The sequence below is a fragment of the Streptomyces sp. CRN 30 genome (assembly GCF_034105845.1).
The window spans coordinates 1-20,553 of the sequence record NZ_JAVRHI010000045.1 but is presented as its reverse complement, the minus strand read 5'-3'; the positions used below and the strand labels follow the sequence as shown (position 1 = coordinate 20,553).

Sequence of the window (20,553 nt, the reverse complement as noted above, 5' to 3'; positions counted from 1 at the left end):
GATACGGGAGACGGGGCCGCGGTCGTCGTCGGTGAGGAGGTAACAGGGTTTGCCTTCCCCGTGGGACCAGGGGAGGAGACGGGGCGGGCGGATAAGGTCGGTCATGTCATCAGCTCCAACTGGTGACCGTGCCCCGGGGCGCCGCCACGCCGCTCAGAACGTCACTTCACCGGCTCCGGAGCCCCCTCCGGCTCCGACTCGCCCGCCGGGTCCACCGGCGTCCGCACCGAGTCCAGGAGCAGCTGGGCGACGTCGACCACCTGGATCGACTCCTTGGCCTTGCCGTCGTTCTTCTTGCCGTTGACCGAGTCGGTCAGCATGACCAGGCAGAACGGGCAGGCCGTCGAGACGATGTCCGGGTTGACGGACAGCGCCTCGTCCACGCGCTCGTTGTTGATGCGCTTGCCGATCCGCTCCTCCATCCACATCCGCGCACCGCCGGCGCCGCAGCAGAAGCCGCGCTCCTTGTGGCGGTGCATCTCCTCGTTGCGGACGCCGGGGACGGCGGCGATGATCTCGCGCGGGGGCGTGTAGATCTTGTTGTGGCGGCCCAGGTAGCACGGGTCGTGGTACGTGATGATGCCCTCGACCGGCGTCACCGGGACCAGCTTGCCCTCGTCCACCAGGTGCTGGAGCAGCTGCGTGTGGTGGATGACCTCGTAGTCGCCGCCGAGCTGCGGGTACTCGTTGCCCAGGGTGTTCAGGCAGTGCGGGCAGGTCGCGACGATCTTCTTGGACGACTTCGGCTTCGCGGACTCGGCGGTCACCTTGCCCTCGTCGTCCATCTCCTCGCCGAAGGCGGCGTTGAGGGACATGACGTTCTCCATGCCGAGCTCCTGGAACAGGGGCTCGTTGCCGAGCCGCCGCGCCGAGTCACCCGTGCACTTCTCGTCGCCGCCCATGATCGCGAACTTCACGCCCGCCATGTGCAGGAGTTCGGCGAAGGCCTTCGTCGTCTTCTTCGCGCGGTCCTCCAGCGCGCCCGCGCAGCCGACCCAGTACAGGTACTCGACCTCGGTGAGGTCCTCGATGTCCTTGCCGACGACCGGGACCTCGAAGTCGACCTCCTTGGTCCACTCCAGGCGCTGCTTCTTCGCCAGGCCCCAGGGGTTGCCCTTCTTCTCCAGGTTCTTGAGCATCGTGCCCGCCTCGGACGGGAAGGACGACTCGATCATCACTTGGTAGCGGCGCATGTCCACGATGTGGTCGACGTGCTCGATGTCCACCGGGCACTGCTCGACGCAGGCGCCGCAGGTGGTGCAGGACCACAGGACGTCCGGGTCGATGACGCCGTTCTCCTCCAGCGACCCCACAAGAGGCCGCTCCGCCTCCGCCAGCGCCGCTGCCGGTACGTCCTTCAGGGCCTCGGCCGACGCCTTCTCCTCGCCCTCCATCGACTTGCCGCCGCCCGCCAGCAGGTACGGCGCCTTCGCGTGGGCGTGGTCGCGGAGCGACATGATCAGGAGCTTCGGGGAGAGCGGCTTGCCCGTGTTCCACGCCGGGCACTGCGACTGGCAGCGGCCGCACTCCGTGCAGGTGGAGAAGTCCAGCAGGCCCTTCCAGTTGAAGTGCTCGACCTGCGAGACGCCGAAGACGTCGTCGTCACCGGGGTCGGTGAAGTCGATCGGCTTGCCGGCGGAGGTCATCGGGAGCAGGGCGCCGAGGGAGGTGGCGCCGTCCGCGTTGCGCTTGAACCAGATGTTCGGGAACGCCAGGAAGCGGTGCCAGGCCACACCCATGTCGGTCTTCAGCGCGACCGTGATCATCCAGATGAAGGACGTGGCGATCTTCAGGCCGGCGAAGAAGTACGTGAGGTTCTGGAGCGTCGCGAGGTCCAGATCCGACAGTGCGGAGACCACGGGGTACGAGATGAAGAACGACGCCTCGTAGCCGTCCACATGGTGCTGGGCGCCCTCCAGCGCGTGCAGCATGAAGATGCAGACGCCGACGATGAGGATGACGGCCTCGACGAAGTACGCCTGGCCGAAGTTGGAGCCCGCGAAGCGGGACTTGCGGCCCGGCTTGCGCGGGTGGGACAGCTGCCGGATGACGATCAGGGCGAGGATGCCGAGGACCGTCATGGTGCCGATGAACTCGACGAAGACGTTGTACGGCGCCCAGTCGCCGATGACCGGCAGCAGCCAGTCGGCCTGGAAGAGCTGGCCGATGGCGTTGACGATCGTCAGCAGCAGGGAGAAGAAGCCGACCGCGACGAACCAGTGCGCGACACCCACGACGCCCCAGCGGTTCATCCGGGTGTGGCCGAGGAACTCCCTGACCACGGTCATGGTGCGCTGCGCGGGCTGGTCGGTCCGCGTGCCGGCCGGTACCGGCTGGCCCAGCCGCATGTAGTTGACGATCTGCAGGAGGGCGCGGACGAAAAGGGCCGCGCCGACCACGATCAGGACCAGCGACACGATGATCGCGGCGAGTTGCATGGGGGCTCCTCGGGCCTGCGAGGGGTTTCGCGGGGGCGAGTGGTACTGAGTTGACGTGAAGCGAGGGTGTTACTGAGCGGTAGCTTATGCAGTCCGTACGAGACTACCCCGATACCCCGTCGCACTGTAGTCGGACGTGCGGTGATCTGTGTCGCTGAGGCGACCCTGACCGGACGGCCGCGTTCCATGGGCGGCCGGGAGGACGGCGCCACGCCGCCTCGACCTCACCATTCATCGCAAATCGTGATATTCGGCTTAGCTTGACCCCGTGCTCTACGGGATCGCCGCCGCCACCGCCTCCTTCCTCCTCGCCGCCCTGCTCGCGCCGCTGCTGAGGGCCCCCGCCCTGCGTCTCGGTGCCGTCGAACGCCGTCGGCGCCGGTGCCGACGGCGCCGCCCGCTGCCGCTGTCCGGCGGCATCGCCGTCGTGGCCGCCACGGGACTCGTCGCCGGAGCCGGGGAGTGGACCGGCGTCGTCCCCCTCGGCCCGGCGGTCGGCGCCCTGCTCGCCGCCGGTGCCGGGGTCGCCCTGCTGGGCCTCGCCGCCGACGTGTGGCGGCTGCGGCGCCGCTGGCAGGCCGCCGGTACGGCCGTGGCGGCGGCCTGCGTCGTGCCGTACGAGGAGACGGGACCGGCCGCCGGGGCGCTGGCGGTGGCCTGGATCGTGCTCGTCGCCCTCGCCTTCCAGGGACTCGACCACGCCGACGGGCTGGCCGGCGCGGTGGGTGTCGTCACCGCCTTCGGGCTCGCGGTGTGCGCCGGGGCCGAACTGCTGGACGGCCTCGCCGTCCTGCTGTGCGCGCTGGCCGCCGCGCTCGCCGGGTTCCTGCCGCACAACTGGGCGCCCGCGCGGACCGGGCTCGGCGCGTCCGGCGCGCTGTCCGCCGGGTTCGTGCTGGCCGCGGCGGCCGTGTTCACCCGAGCCGGACACGGGGCCGGACACGGGGCCGGGCACGAGGCCGGGCACGGGGTCGGGAGTACGGCGGCGGTGCTCTTCGCGCTCGCCGCGCCGGCCGTCGCCGACGTGGCTCTCGTCCTGCTGTCGCGGCGGCTGGCGGGACGGCACCCGCTGCGCCCCGCCACCGACCACCTCGCCCACCGGCTGCGGCGGCTCGGGCTGACCGCGCGGGGCGCGGCGCTGCTCCCGGCCGTGGGGACGTTCGGGTCGGTGCTGGTCGGGGTACTCGTCCACACCGGCCGGCTCGGCGGGAACGCCGTGCTGTGGGTGGCCGGCGTGGCGATCGTCGGAGTGCTCGGGCTGGTGCGGGTGGGACGGCCGTACGCGTCCCGACGCCGTCGGCGGGCATCGCGCGGTGTCCGTGCCGCGGCGGCGCCCGCGCCGCTTCGAGCCGTTGTCGGCACCCCCGCGGGTGACGGATTTCCCCGTCCCGCGAGCGCTGAGCCTCGTATCCTCGCAGGTCAGCGAGGTATTGCGCGTAAGGAACGGATAAGAGTTGAGTCTGCATGACTCAGGTCTGTTGACCCAGCGGACGCCGTCGTGCACACTTGAGCCTGTTCCACTCAAGTCAGCTGGAGGAAATCACCATGGCACGTGCGGTCGGCATCGACCTGGGCACGACTAACTCCGTCGTCAGCGTTCTTGAAGGCGGCGAGCCCACCGTCATCACCAACGCAGAGGGCGCCAGGACCACGCCGTCCGTCGTCGCCTTCGCCAAGAACGGCGAGGTGCTCGTCGGCGAGGTGGCCAAGCGCCAGGCGGTCACGAACGTCGACAGGACCATCCGGTCGGTCAAGCGCCACATGGGCACCGACTGGAAGATCGAACTCGACGGCAAGCCCTTCAACCCGCAGCAGATCAGCGCCTTCGTGCTGCAGAAGCTGAAGCGGGACGCCGAGGCGTACCTGGGCGAGAAGGTGACCGACGCGGTCATCACCGTCCCGGCGTACTTCAACGACTCGGAGCGGCAGGCGACGAAGGAAGCCGGCGAGATCGCCGGTCTCAACGTCCTGCGCATCGTCAACGAGCCGACCGCCGCCGCCCTGGCGTACGGCCTCGACAAGGACGACCAGACGATCCTCGTCTTCGACCTCGGTGGCGGCACCTTCGACGTGTCCCTCCTGGAGATCGGCGACGGCGTCGTCGAGGTGAAGGCCACCAACGGTGACAACCACCTCGGTGGTGACGACTGGGACCAGCGCGTCGTCGACTACCTGGTCAAGCAGTTCCAGTCCGGTCACGGCGTGGACCTGAGCAAGGACAAGATGGCGCTCCAGCGCCTGCGCGAGGCCGCCGAGAAGGCGAAGATCGAGCTGTCCTCGTCCTCCGAGACCTCGATCAACCTGCCCTACATCACGGCCTCCGCCGAGGGCCCGCTGCACCTGGACGAGAAGCTCAGCCGCGCCCAGTTCCAGCAGCTCACCGCGGACCTCCTTGAGCGCTGCAAGACGCCGTTCCACAATGTCATCAAGGACGCGGGCATCGCGCTCTCCGAGATCGACCACGTCGTCCTCGTCGGTGGCTCCACCCGTATGCCGGCCGTCGCCGAGCTGGTGCGCGAGCTGACCGGCGGCAAGGACGCCAACAAGGGCGTCAACCCGGACGAGGTCGTCGCCATCGGCGCCGCGCTTCAGGCCGGTGTCCTCAAGGGCGAGGTCAAGGACGTCCTGCTCCTCGACGTCACCCCGCTGTCCCTCGGTATCGAGACCAAGGGCGGCATCATGACCAAGCTCATCGAGCGGAACACGACGATCCCGACGAAGCGTTCGGAGATCTTCACCACCGCCGAGGACAACCAGCCCTCCGTGCAGATCCAGGTCTACCAGGGCGAGCGCGAGATCGCGGCGTACAACAAGAAGCTCGGGATGTTCGAGCTGACCGGTCTGCCGCCGGCCCCGCGCGGTGTCCCGCAGGTCGAGGTCGCCTTCGACATCGACGCCAACGGCATCATGCACGTGACCGCGAAGGACCTGGGCACGGGCAAGGAGCAGAAGATGACCGTCACCGGTGGCTCCTCGCTGCCGAAGGACGAGGTCAACCGGATGCGCGAAGAGGCCGAGAAGTACGCGGAGGAGGACCACGCCCGCCGCGAGGCCGCCGAGACCCGCAACCAGGGCGAGCAGCTCGTCTACCAGACGGAGAAGTTCCTCAAGGACAACGAGGACAAGGTCCCCGGCGAGGTCAAGACCGAGGTCGAGGAGTCGCTCACCGAGCTGAAGGAGAAGCTCAAGGGCGAGGACACAGCCGAGATCCGCACCGCCACCGAGAAGGTCGCCGCCGTCTCGCAGAAGCTGGGCCAGGCGATGTACGCCGACGCCCAGGGCGCGCAGGCCGCCGGCGGCGAGGCTCCGGGCGCCGGTGCCGGCGCCGGCTCGGGCAAGGCCGACGACGATGTCGTCGACGCCGAGATCGTCGACGACGAGCGCAAGGACGGTGCCGCGTGACGGAGGAGACCCCGGGTTTTGACGAGAAGCCCGACGTCCCCTCCGGCGCCACCCCCGAAGACGCCGAGCCGAAGGCCGCTCCCGCCTCTTCGGAGGCGGGGGCGGCCCCGGCCGGGGACGCGAGCCAGGACGCGGGTCTGGTGGCCCAGCTGGACCAGGTGCGCACCGCGCTCAACGAGCGCACGGCGGACCTCCAGCGGCTCCAGGCCGAGTACCAGAACTACCGTCGCCGGGTCGAGCGGGACCGGGTCGCCGTGAAGGAGGTCGCCGTCGCGAACCTCCTGACCGAGCTGCTCCCGGTCCTCGACGACATCGGCCGCGCCCGCGAACACGGCGAACTCGTCGGCGGCTTCAAGTCCGTCGGGGAGTCCACCGAGAACGTCGTGGCCAAGCTGGGCCTCCAGCAGTTCGGCAAGGAGGGCGAGCCCTTCGACCCGACGATCCACGAGGCCCTGATGCACTCCTACGCGCCGGACGTCACCGAGACGACCTGCGTGGCGATCCTGCAGCCCGGGTACCGCATCGGTGAGCGCACCATCCGCCCCGCGCGGGTGGCCGTGGCCGAGCCGCAGCCCGGCGCGCAGACGGTTCCGCCGGCCGAGGAGAGCACCGAGGCGAAGGCGGAGACGGCCGACGACAAGGAGAGCGGTGGCCCTGACGAGGGCTGACGCCTCGACGGAGCAGCCGCCGAGGCGAACGACGAGAGAGGAGGGACGTCGGGGATGAGCACCAAGGACTTCATCGAGAAGGACTACTACAAGGTCCTCGGCGTCCCCAAGGACGCCACCGACGCCGAGATCAAGAAGGCGTACCGGAAGCTCGCCCGCGAGAACCACCCGGACGCCAACAAGGGCAACGCCAAGGCGGAGGAACGTTTCAAGGAGATCTCCGAGGCGAACGACGTCCTCGGCGACCCCAAGAAGCGCAAGGAGTACGACGAGGCGCGCGCGCTCTTCGGCAACGGCGGGTTCCGCCCGGGGCCGGGCGCGGGCGGCGGCACCTTCAACTTCGACCTGGGTGACCTCTTCGGAGGCGGCGCGCAGGGCGGCGGTCAGGGTGCCGGCGGCTTCGGCGGCGGGATCGGTGACGTCTTCGGGGGCCTGTTCAACCGCGGTGCCGGTACCGGTACGCGGACCCAGCCCAGGCGCGGCCAGGACATCGAGTCCGAGGTCACCCTGAGCTTCACGGAGGCCATCGAGGGCGCGACGGTCCCGCTCCGGATGTCCTCGCAGGCGCCCTGCAAGGCGTGTTCGGGCACCGGCGACAAGAACGGCACGCCGCGGGTCTGCCCGACCTGCGTCGGCACCGGCCAGGTGACCCGGGGCTCCGGCGGCGGTTTCTCGCTGACGGACCCCTGCCCGGACTGCAAGGGCCGCGGCCTGATCGCCGAGGACCCCTGCGACGTCTGCAAGGGCTCCGGACGCGCCAAGTCGTCGCGGACCATGCAGGTCCGTATCCCCGCGGGGGTCTCGGACGGGCAGCGCATCCGGCTGCGCGGCAAGGGCACGCCGGGTGAGCGGGGCGGTCCGGCGGGCGACCTGTACGTGGTGGTGCACGTCAGCGACCACCCGGTCTTCGGCCGCAAGGACGACAACCTCACGGTCACCGTCCCGGTGACGTACGTGGAGGCGGCGCTCGGCGGCGAGGTACGGGTCCCCACGCTGGGCGGTCCGCCCGTCACGCTCAAGCTGCCGGCCGGGACGCCCAACGGGCGGACCATGCGCGCCCGGGGCAAGGGCGCGGTCCGCAAGGACGGCACCCGCGGGGACCTGTTGGTCACCGTCGAGGTGAGTGTTCCGAAGGATCTGACGGGGAAGGCTCGTGAAGCGCTGGAGGCGTATCGCGAGGCGACCGCGGGGGAGGACCCGCGGGCGGAGCTGTTCCAGGCCGCGAAGGGAGCTTGACGAGGATGGACGGGCGTCGACGCAATCCGTATGAACTGACCGAGGACACCCCGGTCTACGTCATCTCGGTGGCGGCCCAGCTGTCCGGCCTGCACCCGCAGACCCTGCGTCAGTACGACCGTCTGGGCCTGGTCTCCCCCGACCGCACCGCCGGCCGGGGGCGCCGCTACTCGGCCCGGGACATCGAACTGCTCCGCACGGTGCAGCAGTTGTCGCAGGACGAGGGCATCAACCTGGCCGGCATCAAGCGCATCATCGAACTGGAGAACCAGGTCGCGGCGCTCCAGTCCCGGATCGCCGAGATGGAGGCGGCCCTGGACGGCGCGGCGGCGGCGATGCGCCAGCGCGAGGCGGCGGTCCACGCCTCCTACCGCCGGGACCTGGTCCCGTACCAGGAGGTACAGCAGACCAGCGCCCTGGTGGTGTGGCGGCCGAAGGGCCGGCCGGCGGACTGACCCGTGTGCGTGACGAAGGGGCCCGGAGGTTCACTCGAACCTCCGGGCCCCTTCGGGTGCTTCGGGTGCGCCGGGGCGCTCAGAGCCAGTCGTCCCAGATGCCGTACGCCGTCTCCGTGACGGAGACGTCGGCGCCCGAGGCGTCGGTGCGGACGACCCGGTAGTAGTACAGGCCCAGGCGGTCCTCGGCCACGGTGTCGTCCAGGTAGCGGATCGCGTCGCCCGGCACGCCCTCGGTGAGGACGGTCCAGGAGGCCGCGGCCGGGTCCCAGCGCTCCACGCGGTACCCGGCGAACCGGGCGCAGTCGCCGAGGCTCGCTGTGTCCGTGCAGTTCACGTACAGGCTCGGGTACTGGCCCTCACGGACGCCCGTGCCGGTCCAGCCGGGCGGCCGGGTGTCGGGCAGGGTGACCGTGATGTCCGCCGTGTGGTACGCCTCGGGGCCCGCGTAGGTGTCGATCAGTCCCGAGCCGTCCGAGGCGGCCACCCGGTAGGTGTGGGCGGCGCCGTCGGGGACCGTCGGGCAGTAGATCTCGGTGTCGGCGAGGGAGGAGCCGGTCCAGCAGTTCTCCTCCCAGACCGTCTCGCCGGTCTCCGGGTCGGTGACGCCCTGCCAGACGAGGTACTTCTGCACGTCGTCGTCGGCGGGCGGGGTCCAGGTGAGGTGGACGCCGAACGGGATCACCTCGGCGGTCAGGTTCTCCACCGGGGCGGGGCGCTCGGTGTCCGGGGTGGTGGCGGTGGCGGCCGGACCGGGCCGCGAGTCGTGGCCCTGGGAGTCGGTGGTCACCACCCGGTACTCGTAGGTGGTCTCGGACGCGCCCGTGACGTCCCAGCAGACGCCGTTGATCTGCTTGCGCCCGGCGTACGAGGGGGCGTCGGAATCCGCCCAGGTCCAGTACGTCTCCGGAGCCTCCAGCGGCAGGTCGATCGCGTTGTTCGGCTTGCACAGGTCGACGGTGGTGGTCTCGCCGGTCGCGGTGTCGGTGCGCAGGAGGTGGTAGGTGAGGAGCGGGCCGTCGCCGTCGTAGGCCCACGGGTCGGCGCTGCTCCACTCGACCATCACGCCCTCGCCGAACCGGGAGGCGGTGGTGCGGAAGGCGGGGATGGCCTCCGGGCGGCCGGCGAGGTCCACGGTGGTCTCGGTGGGCGCGGCGGCGTTGCCCTTGGCGTCCACGGCGCGCACCGCGTACCGGTAGGAGCCGGTGGCCGCGAGGAGCTGGCGGGGTACGACGTCGGTGTCCGCGGTGGTGCCGGAGCCGGGCAGCGCGTCGGTGTACTCGCCGGTCGCCGGGTCGTACTGGAGGACCTGGTAGGCGGTGGCGCCGTCGACGGGCGACCAGACCAGGTGCGGCACGCCCGCGCGGTAGTCGACGCGGACGTCGGAGACGGCCGGCGGCGGGGTCAGGTCGGCGGTGGTGAACGTGGCGGCGGCCGACCAGGCGGACCAGTTGCCGGCGGCGTCGCGGGCCCGTCCCCGGTAGGTGACCTTGGCGCCGTCGGCGGGTGTGCCGGTGTCGCAGAAGGCGCCCTTGGCTGCGGTCGCGACGGTCGTCCAGGCGCCGGTGGCCGGGTTCTGACGCTGCAGCTCGTACAGGGTGATGTCGGCGGCGTTGGCCGCGGTGGTGACCAGTTCGGGTCCCGCGTAGGGCTGGTCGGCCGGGCAGGCGTCCATCTCGACGAACGGCGCGGCCGGGGGCGTCCTGTCGACGGTGGTGACGGGAAGGTCGGCGGTGCCCGCCGACTCGTTGCCCGCCTTGTCGTAGGCGCGGACCTCGTAGTAGTAGACGGCGCCGGTCTTCGGCGCGGTGGTGTCGGTGTACGACGTCGAGGTGGTGGTGGCCAGCGGCTTGGCGGGGTAGGAGGCGCCCTTCAGGCGGCGGAAGACGCGGTAGCCGGCGAGGTCCATCTCCTTGTTCTTCGACCAGGCGACCTTGGTCTTGCCGGTGGACTTGTCGTACGTGACCGATGTCCCCGTGGGGGTGAGCGGCTTGACCTTGTCGACGGTGGCGGACGTGCGGGGCGCGTAGGAGAACTTGACGTTCGCCTTGCCGGTCCAGTTGACGAAGTCGATCCGCAGGGTGTGCTTGCCCTTGGGGACGGTGACGTTCGCGGTCTTCTTCTGGGTGGAGGAGACGTTCTTCCAGACGTTGATCTCGCGGGTGCCGTCGAGGTAGACGCGGATGCCGTCCTGGGTGGCGGCGGTGAAGGTGAAGGGGCCGCCGGAGCCGAAGTCGCGGGTGACGGTCCAGCGGACGCCGAAGTTGTTGGCGGGGAGTCCGGAGGCCGGGGAGCCGGTGCCCCAGTTCTGGTCGATCACCGAGTCGCAGTCGGTCTTCTTCGCCTTGCCGGAGAAGGTGGTGTTCGCGAAGAACTCCCGCTTGAAGGTGGGGGAGGCGCAGCTCGCTGCTGCGGAGGCGGGGGCCGCGACCACGGTCAGCAGGCCGCCCGCGGTGGCGAGCACGACGGCGGTCGAGGCGACGGCCGTGGTCGTGCGTCTGGCTGAGTTCATTCGGTCCTCTGATCGAATACAGCGGAGGCCGGTGGCGGCCTCGCTGATCAGACCCGTGAGGACATGACTTGGTTGTACGGATCTTGGACGGATCGGTCCGAACAATCGGTGGAGAGATCGTGAAGAGAGACGGGAGAGACCCCTGTGAGGTCTTTACAACGATGGCAATGAGTGGTGTTGCCATCTCGTTGCGTAGTACTCCTTGACGCTTGGGTGCCCCGGAGCGTTGTCTTTTCAGTCACCTGGGTCGCAAAGCGGCGACCGCGTCCGGAAGGCACCAGAAGTGATCTCCTGCATGCGCCGTACCCGTCGTGTCGCCCTCACCGTGGCAGCGTCCGCGATGGCCGTTTCGCTGACGGCCTGCGGCGCGCTGGAGGTATCGGGCAGCAGCAGCGACGCGAGCCCGACCAAGGGCGACGACGTCACGGTCGGCCTGCTGCTCCCGGAGAAGGCCAACACCCGCTACGAGCAGTTCGACCACCCCATCTTCAAGAAGAAGGTCGAATCCCTCACCGGCGGCCGCGGCACCGTCGAGTACGCCAACGCCGAGTCCAGCGCGGACCGGCAGGCCCAGCAGATGCAGCGGATGGTCGACGACCGGGTCGACGTCATCGTGCTGGACGCGGTCGACGCGCACACCATCGCGGACAGCGTGAAGGCGGCGAAGGACGCCGGCATCCCCGTCATCGCCTACGACCGGCTGGCCGAGGGCCCGATCGACGCCTACATCTCCTTCGACAACGAACTCGTCGGCGAGGTCCAGGGCCGCTCCCTGCTCGAAGGGCTCGGCAGCGACTCCGCCGCCGGCACCATCGTGATGATGAACGGCGCGCCGACCGACCCCAACGCCCGCCAGTTCAAGGCCGGCGCGCTGACCGAACTGGCCGGCAACGTACGCGTCGGCGCCCAGTACGACACCAAGGACTGGAAGCCGGAGAACGCCGAGGCCAACATGGCCGAGGCGATCCGCACCCTCGGCGTCGGGAACATCGACGGCGTCTACTCCGCCAACGACGGCATGGCGGGCGGCGTCATCGAGGCACTCAAGGCCGCGGGCGTCACCGACCTGCCGCCCGTCACCGGCCAGGACGCCGACCTCGCGGCGGTCCAGCGGATCGTCTCCGGCGAGCAGTACATGAGCGTCTACAAGTCCTACCCGCAGGAGGCGGAGGACGCCGCCGAGATGGCCGTGGCCCGGGTGCAGGGCAAGGACATCCAGTTCGACGCGCTGGTGGAGGACAAGGTCGACAGCCCCACGCACAAGAACATCCCCGCGCAGCTGGTCACCGTCGTCGCCCTGACCAAGAAGAACATCGCGGAGACCGTCGTCGCCGACGGCATCCACAAGGTCTCCGACATCTGCACCGCCGCGTACAAGGCGGACTGCGCGGAGATCGGCCTGAAGTAGGCGGTGTGTTGCGGACCCGGTCCCGGCCGCGCATAGTTGCGCTGCGGAAAGCGGCGGGATGCGGGGGTGGGACTGGCGATGGCCGGGCACGCGACGGACGGGCATCCGCATGGGGCGGACCGACTGTGCGAGGCCGGGGACCGTGTGTACTCCCGGGCCGTACGGCGCGGCCGCGTGCCCCGCGGCGACGCCGACCCGGTGCCCTGCCTGCTCGACCTCGCCCTGCTGCACCCCGACCCCGACGACATGGACTGGCTGGTCCCGACCTCCCCGCAGGAGGTCATGACGCGGCTGCTGCGTGGCATGTACGACGAGGTCAGCGCGAGCCAGCGCCGGGTGGGCTCGGCGGTCGCCGCCTTCGAGTGGTACTCCGGTCTGGGCGGCCGGCACCAGAGCCCCGCCGCGGCCGAGGGCCCGGCCATCCGCGTCCTGGACGGACTGGCCCGCATCCAGGCCGCCATGGACGAGGCGACGCAGGCGTGCGTGACGGAGGTCCTCACCGTGCAGCCCGGCGGCATCCGGCGCGAGCACGAACTCTCCGAGGGGCTGCACCGGGCGCTGGCGCTGCGCGGGCGCGGGGTGCGCATGCGGGACCTGTACACGCACGTAGCCCGGCACGGTCAGGGGCTGCTGCACTACATGGAGCTGATGGGCGACGCGGTGGAGGCGCGGACGCTGGACGAGGTCGTCGACCGGTTGATCCTCTTCGACCGTACGGTGGCGTTCGTCCCCGCCAACTCCGAGCGCACGATGGCCCTTGAGCTGCGCCACCCGGCGCTCGTGGAGTACCTGGTGACCGTCTTCGAGCGGCTGTGGCGGCTGGCGATCCCCATCACCGCGCCGCTGCCGGAGACCGGCATCGAGGGCATCTCGCACCGGGAGCGGTCCATCGCGGCGCTGCTCGCGGAGGGCCACCAGGACGCGGTGATCGCCGAACGGCTGGGGATCAGCGTACGGACGTGCCGGTCGCACATCGCCCGGCTCTCGGAGACGCTGGGGGCGGCGAGCCGTACGCAGCTGGGCGTCCGCATCGCCCAGGCGGGCCTGGACGGGCCCCCGGCGGCCCCAGGCGCGCCCCGCCTCGGTGAGCCGGCCGCCCCCGGTCCCGGCGAGCGGGCCGCTCCCGGTGCCGGTGAGCCGGCCGCCCCGGGTCTCGGTGCGCGGGAAGCCCCGGGCCTCAGCGCGCCGGCCGCCCCGGGTCTCGGTGAGTCGGCCGCTCCGGGTCTCGGTGCGCGGGAAGCCCCGGGCCTCAGTGAGTCGGCGGCTCCCGGTCCAGGATCCCCGACCGCGCGATGAGATAGCCGAGCTGGGCGCGGCTGTCGCTGCCGAGGCCGGCGGCGAGTTTGGCGATGTGGACGCGGGCGGTGCGGATGTTCATGCCGAGGTGGTCGGCGATCACCGCGTCGGTGTGCCCCTCCACCAGCAGGGCGGCGACCGCCCGCTGGCGCGGGGTGACGCCGTTGAGCGTGGGCGGCTGCACGGCGTGCGGGTACATCGGCACGGCCAGCCGCCAGAAGCGGTCGAAGGTGGTGACGAAGTAGGAGATCAGCGCCGGGTGGCGGATCTCCAGGGCGAGGGTGCGGTCCTCGTTGGCCGGGACGAAGACCACCGCGCGGTCGACCGCGATCATGCGCTCGGTGACCTCGTCCAGGGTGCGGGCCTGTACGTCCCCGTCGAGCCGTTCGTAGCGGGCGAGGACGGTGGGGGCGTACCGCAGGGTGTGCTGGTAGAGGGTGCGGATACGGCCGCCGCGGGCGAGGAACGCCTGGTCCCGTTCGAGGGCGGGTTCGTGGACCTGGGGCGGCGGCCCGACATGGGCGCTGTGCGGCTGGATGGTCAGCACCTCGTCGGTGGCCTCGGCCATGGCCTCACCGACGATCCGGTCGATGCGCCTCTTGCCGCTCAGCATCCGCAGGGTGGGGGCCTCGCCGCCGGCGGGCTCGGTCCGGCCGATGCCGAGGAGCGGCGCGAAGGTCTCCGCCAGCCGCTCCTCGCGGCGCCGCTCCCGGGCGATGCGCTCCTCCGCTCCGCGCAGCAGGCGGTGCAGGGCGACGGCGGGTGCCACGGGCTCCATCCGCTCCGGGGCGTCCACGGCCGGGTACAGCAGCCCGTCTTCGGCCAGGCAGGGGACTGCGGCGGCCTCCGCCGCGGACACGTGGCCGTCGCGGAGCGCGCGGGCGTACGTCTGAAGGCCCGCCGCGCAGGGCTCGTCACCGGCGTGGTCGTGCGCGGTTGTCGGCACGCGTGACCGCCCCCTCAGCTCAGTGGTCCTGTTGCAGTATCCCGGACTGTGCGATGAGGTAGCCCAACTGGGCTCTGCTGCCGCTGCCGAGGGCCTGCGCCAGCTTGGCGATGTGGGACCGGCAGGTGCGGACGTTCATCCCGAGGCGGCGCGCGATCGCCTCGTCCACGTGGCCCTCCACCAGCAGCTTGGCGATGGAGTGCTGGATGTCGGTGATGCCGTCGGGGGCGGTCTCGTAGGGGGCGCCGGCGGTGAGCGGGACCGCCCGGTTCCACATGAACTCGAAGACCTTGACCAGGTAGCGGACCAGGCCGGAGTGGCGCAGCTCCAGTGCGATCTGCCGGTCGTCGCGGATCGGCAGGAAGGCGACGGTCTCGTCGCAGATGATGAGCCGCTCGACGAGTTCGTCGATGGTGCGGTACTCGGCCTTGCCGTTGGCGAACTGCTCCACGTAGGCGAGCCGCTCGGAGTTGTAGCGGGCCGTGTGCTGGTAGAGGGTGCGGATGCGCACGCCGCGCTCGATCAGCGGCTTGTCCCGCTCCAACGCCTCCAGCAGCCGCTTCTCCGTGGAGCGCGGCCCGCTCGGCTGGATCGTGAGCATCTCGGAGCCGCACTCGGCGGTGGCGAGGTCGAGCGCCGCGTTGATGCGGTCCAGTCCCTCCAGCACCGTGATGGCGTGGCCCGGAGCGGCCTCCTGGGCGCTCAGCGTCAGAAAGGGCTCGAACGCCTCGGTGAGGGCGATCGACAGGCGCCGGTGTTCGTTGATCTCGCGTTCGACGGGGCTCAGCCGCTGGGCCAGGGCCACCGAGGCGGGTACGGGCCGCAGCCAGCCGGGATCGTCCGCGTCTGGGTGGAGCAGGGCGAACTCCGTCAGGCAGGGCGCTTCCTCCGCGTCCGTCCGTAGGATGCGTCCCGTGCGCAGAGCGTGCGCATAAAGACGGCTTCCCGCCTCGCACAACTCGGTGACCGCATGGGGATGTGTCGCCCTTGTGCCGTTTTTACCCATTACTCCACCCCCCAGGGTCATGAACGTGCAGGAACATGATGCACCGTTCGTGTGGTCACGACGTACCTGAATGAGCCATCGTCTTATCCGACGGGGGAGTGAGGGGACCTTCAAGTGAGGACGAAGCCAACTATGGGTAAGAGAATGCTTCGCTCGGTGCTTGTTGCCGCCTTCTCCGCCGTTGCGGCCTTCGGAACAGTGGCTGGCCTCTCCGGCGTGCAGGGCAACGCGCACGAGGTGGGCAGCGAACAGTCCGTTGTTGTCGCCGGGGCCGTCGACGGCGAGCAGCCGTCGTACACCACGGCTGACAGCAAGTGGGACTGATGCGCATGTCCACGCCACCGGATGATCGCTCGTTCCGCCGTGAGATGGCGACCGCCTACCGCTCCGGCTGGCACTTCATCGACCTGGTCACCGCCATCCCCCACAGTGGTGACTCGCTGATGGTGACCGTGTTCGGGGAGCCGGTCGTGGTCACCCGGGACGATGACGACGACGTGCGGGCATACCGGTGTCTGCGGCGGCCCCGGGGGGCGCCGCAGCCCGTACGGTGTGCCATCCGTTACGGAATGATCTTTGTGAACCTGGATCAGCGGGATCACCGGCTCGCGGAGCCGGACGACTCCGAGCTGAGGACCATCTCTGCCACCCCCCGCAGTGCCTGACGCGATTCCCCCGTCGTAAAGATCGCTCAGGTGCTTCCCCCCGCAGCGGCGTCACCGTGACCTGAACACGGTGACGCCGCTGCAGTTTTGCACGTTCTTGCGATTCTTGCCCCGGAGTCCGGGTCAGCCGCGCCCCAGCGCCCGGGTCAGCCGGATCTCGATCACCACGCGGGTCGGATTCGGCCGCGGCGGCCGATAGCGCTCCGCGTACCGGCGCTCCGCCTCCGCCACCTCCGCCGGCTCGGCGCGGACGAAGGCCCGCCCCTCCAGCGTCGCCCAGCGCCGCCCGTCCACCTGGCAGAGCGCGGCCGGGGTGCCCGCCGCGCCCGCAGCCAGCACGTGCCGTGCCTTCGCGCTCGCCCGGTCCGTGATCACCCGCGCCACCCGGGCCTCCGGGTCGTACGTCGCGCCGACCGGCACCACGTGCGGGGTGCCGTCGGGACGCAGCGTGGTCAGCGTGCACAGGTGCCGCTCCCGCCAGAAGCCGAGATAGGACGCGTCCGGGGCGCCCGGGTCGTTCGTCGCGTGCTGAGAGGCCATGGCACGGGAACCTACCCGCGCCACGGGTACTCGTCCCCGGTGACCCTCCCCGATCGGAGTTGAGTGGAATACACTCAACTTTGTGTACGTTGATTGAGTCAGCACCACCGTCGCCAGCACCACCGCCGCAGCATCACCGCCGCCGTCGACAGGCAGTACCAGGAGGAGACCCCGAACGTGGACGCCGAGCTGACCAACCGGAGCCGGGACGCCATCAACGCGGCCAGCAACCGGGCCGTGACCGGAGGACACCCGGACCTCACCCCCGCCCACCTGCTCCTCGCCCTGCTCCAGGGCCAGGACAACGAGAACATCACCGATCTGCTCACGGCCCTGGAGGCCGATCAGGTCGCCGTCCGCACCGGCGCCGAGCGGGTGCTGTCCGGGCTGCCCAGCGTGACCGGGTCCACGGTCGCGCCGCCCCAGCCCAGCCGTGAGATGCTCGCGGTCGTCGCCGACGCCCAGAAGCGGGCCGAGGACCTCGGCGACGAGTTCCTCTCCACCGAACACCTCCTGATCGGCATCGCCGCCAAGGGCGGTACGGCCGGCGAGGTGCTCAGGGCACAGGGGGCCACCGCGGAGAAGTTGCAGGCGGCCTTCGAGAAGGCGAGGGGAGGGCGCCGGGTGACCACCGCGGACCCGGAGGGCCAGTACAAGGCACTGGAGAAGTTCGGCACCGACTTCACGGCGGCGGCCCGTGACGGCAAGCTCGACCCGGTCATCGGCCGGGACACCGAGATCCGGCGGGTCGTACAGGTGCTGTCCCGGCGTACGAAGAACAACCCGGTGCTGATCGGCGAGCCGGGCGTCGGCAAGACCGCCGTCGTGGAAGGGCTCGCGCAGCGGATCGTGAAGGGGGACGTTCCCGAGTCCCTCAAGAACAAGCGGCTGGTCGCGCTCGACCTCGGCGCGATGGTCGCGGGCGCCAAGTACCGCGGTGAGTTCGAGGAGCGGCTGAAGACCGTCCTGGCCGAGATCAAGGACTCCGACGGCCAGATCATCACCTTCATCGACGAGCTGCACACGGTCGTCGGCGCGGGCGCCGGCGGCGACTCCGCGATGGACGCCGGCAACATGCTGAAGCCGATGCTGGCCCGCGGCGAGCTGCGGATGGTCGGCGCGACCACGCTCGACGAGTACCGCGAGCGGATCGAGAAGGACCCGGCGCTGGAGCGCCGCTTCCAGCAGGTGCTGGTGGCGGAGCCGTCCGTCGAGGACTCGATCGCCATCCTGCGCGGACTCAAGGGCCGCTACGAGGCCCATCACAAGGTCCAGATCGCGGACAGCGCGCTGGTCGCGGCGGCCACCCTCTCCGACCGCTACATCACCTCCCGCTTCCTCCCCGACAAGGCCATCGACCTCGTCGACGAGGCGGCCTCCCGGCTCCGCATGGAGATCGACTCGTCCCCCGTCGAGATCGACGAACTCCAGCGCTCCGTCGACCGGCTGAAGATGGAGGAGCTGGCGCTGGACAAGGAGACCGACCCGGCCTCGCGCGAGCGCCTGGAGCGGCTGCGCCGCGACCTCGCCGACAAGGAGGAGGAGCTGCGCGGGCTCAACGCCCGCTGGGAGAAGGAGAAGCAGTCCCTCAACCGGGTCGGCGAGCTGAAGGAGAAACTCGACGAACTGCGCGGACAGGCCGAACGCGCCCAGCGCGACGGCGACTTCGACACCGCGTCCAAGCTGCTCTACGGCGAGATCCCCGACCTGGAGCGCGACCTGGAGGCCGCCTCCGAGGCCGAGGAAGAGGTCGCCCGGGACACCATGGTCAAGGAGGAGGTCGGCCCCGACGACATCGCGGACGTCGTCGCCTCCTGGACCGGCATCCCCGCCGGGCGCCTCCTGGAGGGCGAGACGCAGAAGCTGCTGCGCATGGAGGACGAGCTGGGCAAGCGCCTGATCGGCCAGACCGAGGCCGTACGCGCGGTCTCGGACGCGGTACGCCGCTCCCGCGCCGGCATCGCCGACCCGGACCGCCCCACCGGCTCCTTCCTCTTCCTCGGCCCGACCGGCGTCGGCAAGACCGAGCTGGCCAAGGCGCTCGCCGACTTCCTCTTCGACGACGAGCGGGCGATGGTCCGCATCGACATGTCGGAGTACAGCGAGAAGCACAGCGTCGCCCGGCTGGTCGGCGCGCCCCCCGGGTACGTCGGCTACGAGGAGGGCGGGCAGCTCACGGAGGCCGTCCGCCGCCGCCCCTACACCGTCGTACTCCTCGACGAGGTGGAGAAGGCGCACCCCGAGGTCTTCGACATCCTGCTCCAGGTGCTGGACGACGGGCGGCTGACCGACGGGCAGGGCCGCACGGTCGACTTCCGCAACACGATCCTGGTGCTGACGTCGAACCTCGGCAGCCAGTTCCTGGTCGACCCGGCGACCGGCGAGGCGGAGAAGAAGCGGCAGGTCCTCGACGTGGTCCGGTCCTCCTTCAAGCCGGAGTTCCTCAACCGCCTCGACGACCTCGTCGTCTTCTCGGCCCTCTCCAAGGAGGAGCTGAGCCGGATCGCCCGCCTCCAGATCGACGCGCTGTCGCGGCGGCTCGCGGAGCGCCGGCTCAGCCTGGAGATCACCGACGAGGCGCTGGCGTGGCTCGCGGAGGAGGGCAACGACCCGGCGTACGGCGCCCGCCCGCTGCGCCGCCTGGTCCAGACGGCGATCGGCGACCGCCTCGCCCGGGAGATCCTGGGCGGAGAGATCAAGGACGGCGACACGGTACGGGTGGACCGCTTCGGCGACGACCTGATCGTGGGGCCCGCGACGGGGAAGACCCTGTAGCGACCGCCGGCCGGTTGACCGGATCGTGTCAGCCGTGGCGTGGCAGGCCCTCCGGGGCTTGCCACGCCCCTCCCCGGATGGGGGAGGATGGCGGAATCCGTACGAAGGGAAAAACACGGTGAGCATCGACCCGTCCTCGATTCCGAACTTCGGGGGCCAGCCCGAGCCGCAGCCCCAAGGGCCGGCGGGCCCCGTCGTCCCGGATCAGGACCTCGTGAAGCAGCTCCTCGACCAGATGGAGCTCAAGTACGTCGTCGACGACGAGGGTGACCTCGCGGCGCCGTGGGAGCAGTTCCGTACGTACTTCATGTTCCGTGGCGAGGGCGACCAGCAGGTCTTCTCGGTGCGGACGTTCTACGACCGGCCGCACCAGATCGAGGACAAGCCGCAGCTGCTGGAGTCCGCCGACGACTGGAACCGGCGCACCCTGTGGCCCAAGGTCTACTCCCACACCCACGACGACGGCACGGTCCGCCTGATCGGCGAGGCCCAGATGCTGATCGGCATGGGTGTGAGCCTGGAGCACTTCGTCTCCTCCACGGTCAGCTGGGTGCGGGCCGCCATCGAGTTCGACAAGTGGCTCGTGGAGCAGCTCGGTCTTGAGCAGGAGATCGACGAGGCGGAGAAGCCCGAGGACGACGAGTAGACCTCGTCGTTCACAGCGGCGTGTCGGCGACTGCGAGCAGGTAGGCGCCGTACGCGAGAGAGAGCCCGGCCAGGGCGCAGACCACCGAGGTGGCGTGCCGTGGCCGGGCTCTCGCCGTGCGGGCGAGCGCGTGCGCGAGCGGCAGCAGCAGCGGGAACGCCGGCAGCAGGAACCGCGGCTTGGACTCGAAGAAGCCCGCGCCGCCGAGGGTGATCAGCAGCAGGACGCCGCTGTACACCAGCAGCGGCAGCGGGGCCCGGTCGAGCAGCAGCAGGACGTACAGCAGGACGGCGGCGAGGACGGTCCCGAGGGCGACGGCGACATCGAGCCGGTCACCGCGCAGCAGCAGGTGCCGTACGGAGCCGACCGCCTCCGCGCCGAGGTCGAACCGCGACCCCCACCCCCGCTGCACGGCGAAGTAACCGCCCAGCGGGTCCCCGGCGCGGAGCCCGACCCAGAGGACGTACGACGCCCAGCCCAGCGGGGCGAGCGCCGCGCCCGCCCACAGGCCGCGGGGGACCCGGCCGCGCCGCCGCCACAGCTCGGCGGCGGCCGCCGCG

Annotated in this window: 15 protein-coding genes and 2 pseudogenes; 11 read left to right on the top strand and 6 right to left on the bottom strand. The window is 70.7% G+C overall.

Annotated features, from left to right (window positions below; translation table 11 throughout):
- Positions 1 to 161 precede the first annotated feature (161 nt).
- Positions 162 to 2,438: a (Fe-S)-binding protein gene (locus tag UW392_RS04510; RefSeq protein ID WP_320773539.1), complete on the bottom strand. Its 2,277-nt coding sequence runs from the start codon at positions 2,436 to 2,438 to the stop codon at positions 162 to 164.
- Between the two features lie 268 nt (positions 2,439 to 2,706).
- Between UW392_RS04510 and UW392_RS04505 the strand changes: the two genes are divergently transcribed.
- From UW392_RS04505 to UW392_RS04485, 5 genes are all read left to right on the top strand, one after another.
- Positions 2,707 to 3,906 carry an undecaprenyl/decaprenyl-phosphate alpha-N-acetylglucosaminyl 1-phosphate transferase gene (locus UW392_RS04505; protein ID WP_320773538.1) on the top strand — a complete coding sequence of 400 codons (1,200 nt, stop codon included), beginning with the start codon at positions 2,707 to 2,709 and terminating at the stop codon, positions 3,904 to 3,906.
- 77 nt (positions 3,907 to 3,983) lie between these two features.
- On the top strand, positions 3,984 to 5,840 hold the full coding sequence (dnaK, locus tag UW392_RS04500) for a molecular chaperone DnaK (RefSeq protein WP_320773537.1): 1,857 nt from the start codon (positions 3,984 to 3,986) through the stop codon (positions 5,838 to 5,840).
- The gene (grpE, locus tag UW392_RS04495; RefSeq protein ID WP_320773536.1) at positions 5,837 to 6,508 is read left to right on the top strand and encodes a nucleotide exchange factor GrpE; all 672 of its coding nucleotides are present in this window, start codon (positions 5,837 to 5,839) and stop codon (positions 6,506 to 6,508) included. Before dnaK ends, grpE begins: the two co-directional genes overlap by 4 nt.
- Positions 6,509 to 6,562: 54 nt before the next feature.
- Positions 6,563 to 7,744 (top strand): molecular chaperone DnaJ, encoded by a 1,182-nt coding sequence (gene dnaJ / locus UW392_RS04490; RefSeq protein WP_320773535.1) that lies wholly within the window; start codon positions 6,563 to 6,565, stop codon positions 7,742 to 7,744.
- Positions 7,745 to 7,749: 5 nt separating this feature from the next.
- Complete coding sequence (locus UW392_RS04485; RefSeq protein ID WP_320773534.1) at positions 7,750 to 8,199, top strand: heat shock protein transcriptional repressor HspR; 450 nt, start codon at positions 7,750 to 7,752, stop codon at positions 8,197 to 8,199.
- A gap of 79 nt (positions 8,200 to 8,278) precedes the next feature.
- Here the strand turns inward: UW392_RS04485 and UW392_RS04480 are convergent, their stop codons facing one another.
- Positions 8,279 to 10,711, bottom strand: coding sequence for a PA14 domain-containing protein (locus UW392_RS04480; RefSeq protein ID WP_320773533.1), 2,433 nt, complete (start codon positions 10,709 to 10,711; stop codon positions 8,279 to 8,281).
- Positions 10,712 to 11,006: 295 nt separating this feature from the next.
- Here UW392_RS04480 and UW392_RS04475 point away from each other — a divergent pair, with 295 nt between their 5' ends.
- Together UW392_RS04475 and UW392_RS04470 are read left to right on the top strand one after the other, a co-directional pair.
- The gene (locus UW392_RS04475) at positions 11,007 to 12,119 is read left to right on the top strand and encodes a sugar ABC transporter substrate-binding protein (RefSeq protein WP_320773532.1); all 1,113 of its coding nucleotides are present in this window, start codon (positions 11,007 to 11,009) and stop codon (positions 12,117 to 12,119) included.
- Between the two features lie 78 nt (positions 12,120 to 12,197).
- A pseudogene (locus UW392_RS04470) lies at positions 12,198 to 13,217 on the top strand (LuxR C-terminal-related transcriptional regulator); the annotation flags it as partial.
- Positions 13,218 to 13,368: 151 nt separating this feature from the next.
- Here the strand turns inward: UW392_RS04470 and UW392_RS04465 are convergent.
- The gene (locus tag UW392_RS04465) at positions 13,369 to 14,361 is read right to left on the bottom strand and encodes a helix-turn-helix transcriptional regulator (RefSeq protein ID WP_320773531.1); all 993 of its coding nucleotides are present in this window, start codon (positions 14,359 to 14,361) and stop codon (positions 13,369 to 13,371) included.
- 19 nt (positions 14,362 to 14,380) lie between these two features.
- Complete coding sequence (locus UW392_RS04460; protein WP_320773530.1) at positions 14,381 to 15,367, bottom strand: helix-turn-helix transcriptional regulator; 987 nt, start codon at positions 15,365 to 15,367, stop codon at positions 14,381 to 14,383.
- Between the two features lie 144 nt (positions 15,368 to 15,511).
- On the opposite strand from UW392_RS04460, the gene UW392_RS04455 reads away from it, so the two are divergent.
- Positions 15,512 to 15,691, top strand: a complete 180-nt coding sequence (locus UW392_RS04455; RefSeq protein WP_414495560.1) for a hypothetical protein — start codon at positions 15,512 to 15,514, stop codon at positions 15,689 to 15,691.
- Positions 15,692 to 15,696: 5 nt separating this feature from the next.
- Positions 15,697 to 16,032, top strand: coding sequence for a hypothetical protein (locus UW392_RS04450; RefSeq protein WP_320773528.1), 336 nt, complete (start codon positions 15,697 to 15,699; stop codon positions 16,030 to 16,032).
- A gap of 123 nt (positions 16,033 to 16,155) precedes the next feature.
- Here UW392_RS04450 and UW392_RS04445 read toward each other — a convergent pair whose 3' ends face one another.
- Positions 16,156 to 16,572 carry a TIGR03618 family F420-dependent PPOX class oxidoreductase gene (locus tag UW392_RS04445; protein WP_320773527.1) on the bottom strand — a complete coding sequence of 139 codons (417 nt, stop codon included), beginning with the start codon at positions 16,570 to 16,572 and terminating at the stop codon, positions 16,156 to 16,158.
- Between the two features lie 177 nt (positions 16,573 to 16,749).
- Between UW392_RS04445 and clpB the strand changes: the two genes are divergently transcribed.
- Both clpB and UW392_RS04435 read left to right on the top strand, forming a co-directional pair.
- On the top strand, positions 16,750 to 19,347 hold the full coding sequence (clpB, locus tag UW392_RS04440; protein ID WP_320773540.1) for an ATP-dependent chaperone ClpB: 2,598 nt from the start codon (positions 16,750 to 16,752) through the stop codon (positions 19,345 to 19,347).
- Positions 19,348 to 19,465: 118 nt separating this feature from the next.
- The gene (locus tag UW392_RS04435) at positions 19,466 to 19,993 is read left to right on the top strand and encodes a YbjN domain-containing protein (RefSeq protein ID WP_320773526.1); all 528 of its coding nucleotides are present in this window, start codon (positions 19,466 to 19,468) and stop codon (positions 19,991 to 19,993) included.
- A 10-nt stretch (positions 19,994 to 20,003) separates the two neighbouring features.
- Here the strand turns inward: UW392_RS04435 and UW392_RS04430 are convergent.
- Positions 20,004 to 20,553: pseudogene (locus UW392_RS04430) on the bottom strand (hypothetical protein); the annotation flags it as partial.

Coding starts and splice junctions, on each gene's coding strand:
- UW392_RS04480 (WP_320773533.1), bottom strand. CDS start 10,711: ATGAACTCAGCCAGACGCACGACCACGGCCGTCGCCTCGACCGCCGTC.
- UW392_RS04450 (WP_320773528.1), top strand. CDS start 15,697: ATGTCCACGCCACCGGATGATCGCTCGTTCCGCCGTGAGATGGCGACC.
- dnaK (WP_320773537.1), top strand. CDS start 3,984: ATGGCACGTGCGGTCGGCATCGACCTGGGCACGACTAACTCCGTCGTC.
- UW392_RS04445 (WP_320773527.1), bottom strand. CDS start 16,572: ATGGCCTCTCAGCACGCGACGAACGACCCGGGCGCCCCGGACGCGTCC.
- UW392_RS04475 (WP_320773532.1), top strand. CDS start 11,007: ATGCGCCGTACCCGTCGTGTCGCCCTCACCGTGGCAGCGTCCGCGATG.
- UW392_RS04485 (WP_320773534.1), top strand. CDS start 7,750: ATGGACGGGCGTCGACGCAATCCGTATGAACTGACCGAGGACACCCCG.
- UW392_RS04455 (WP_414495560.1), top strand. CDS start 15,512: ATGCTTCGCTCGGTGCTTGTTGCCGCCTTCTCCGCCGTTGCGGCCTTC.
- UW392_RS04510 (WP_320773539.1), bottom strand. CDS start 2,438: ATGCAACTCGCCGCGATCATCGTGTCGCTGGTCCTGATCGTGGTCGGC.
- dnaJ (WP_320773535.1), top strand. CDS start 6,563: ATGAGCACCAAGGACTTCATCGAGAAGGACTACTACAAGGTCCTCGGC.
- UW392_RS04460 (WP_320773530.1), bottom strand. CDS start 15,367: ATGGGTAAAAACGGCACAAGGGCGACACATCCCCATGCGGTCACCGAG.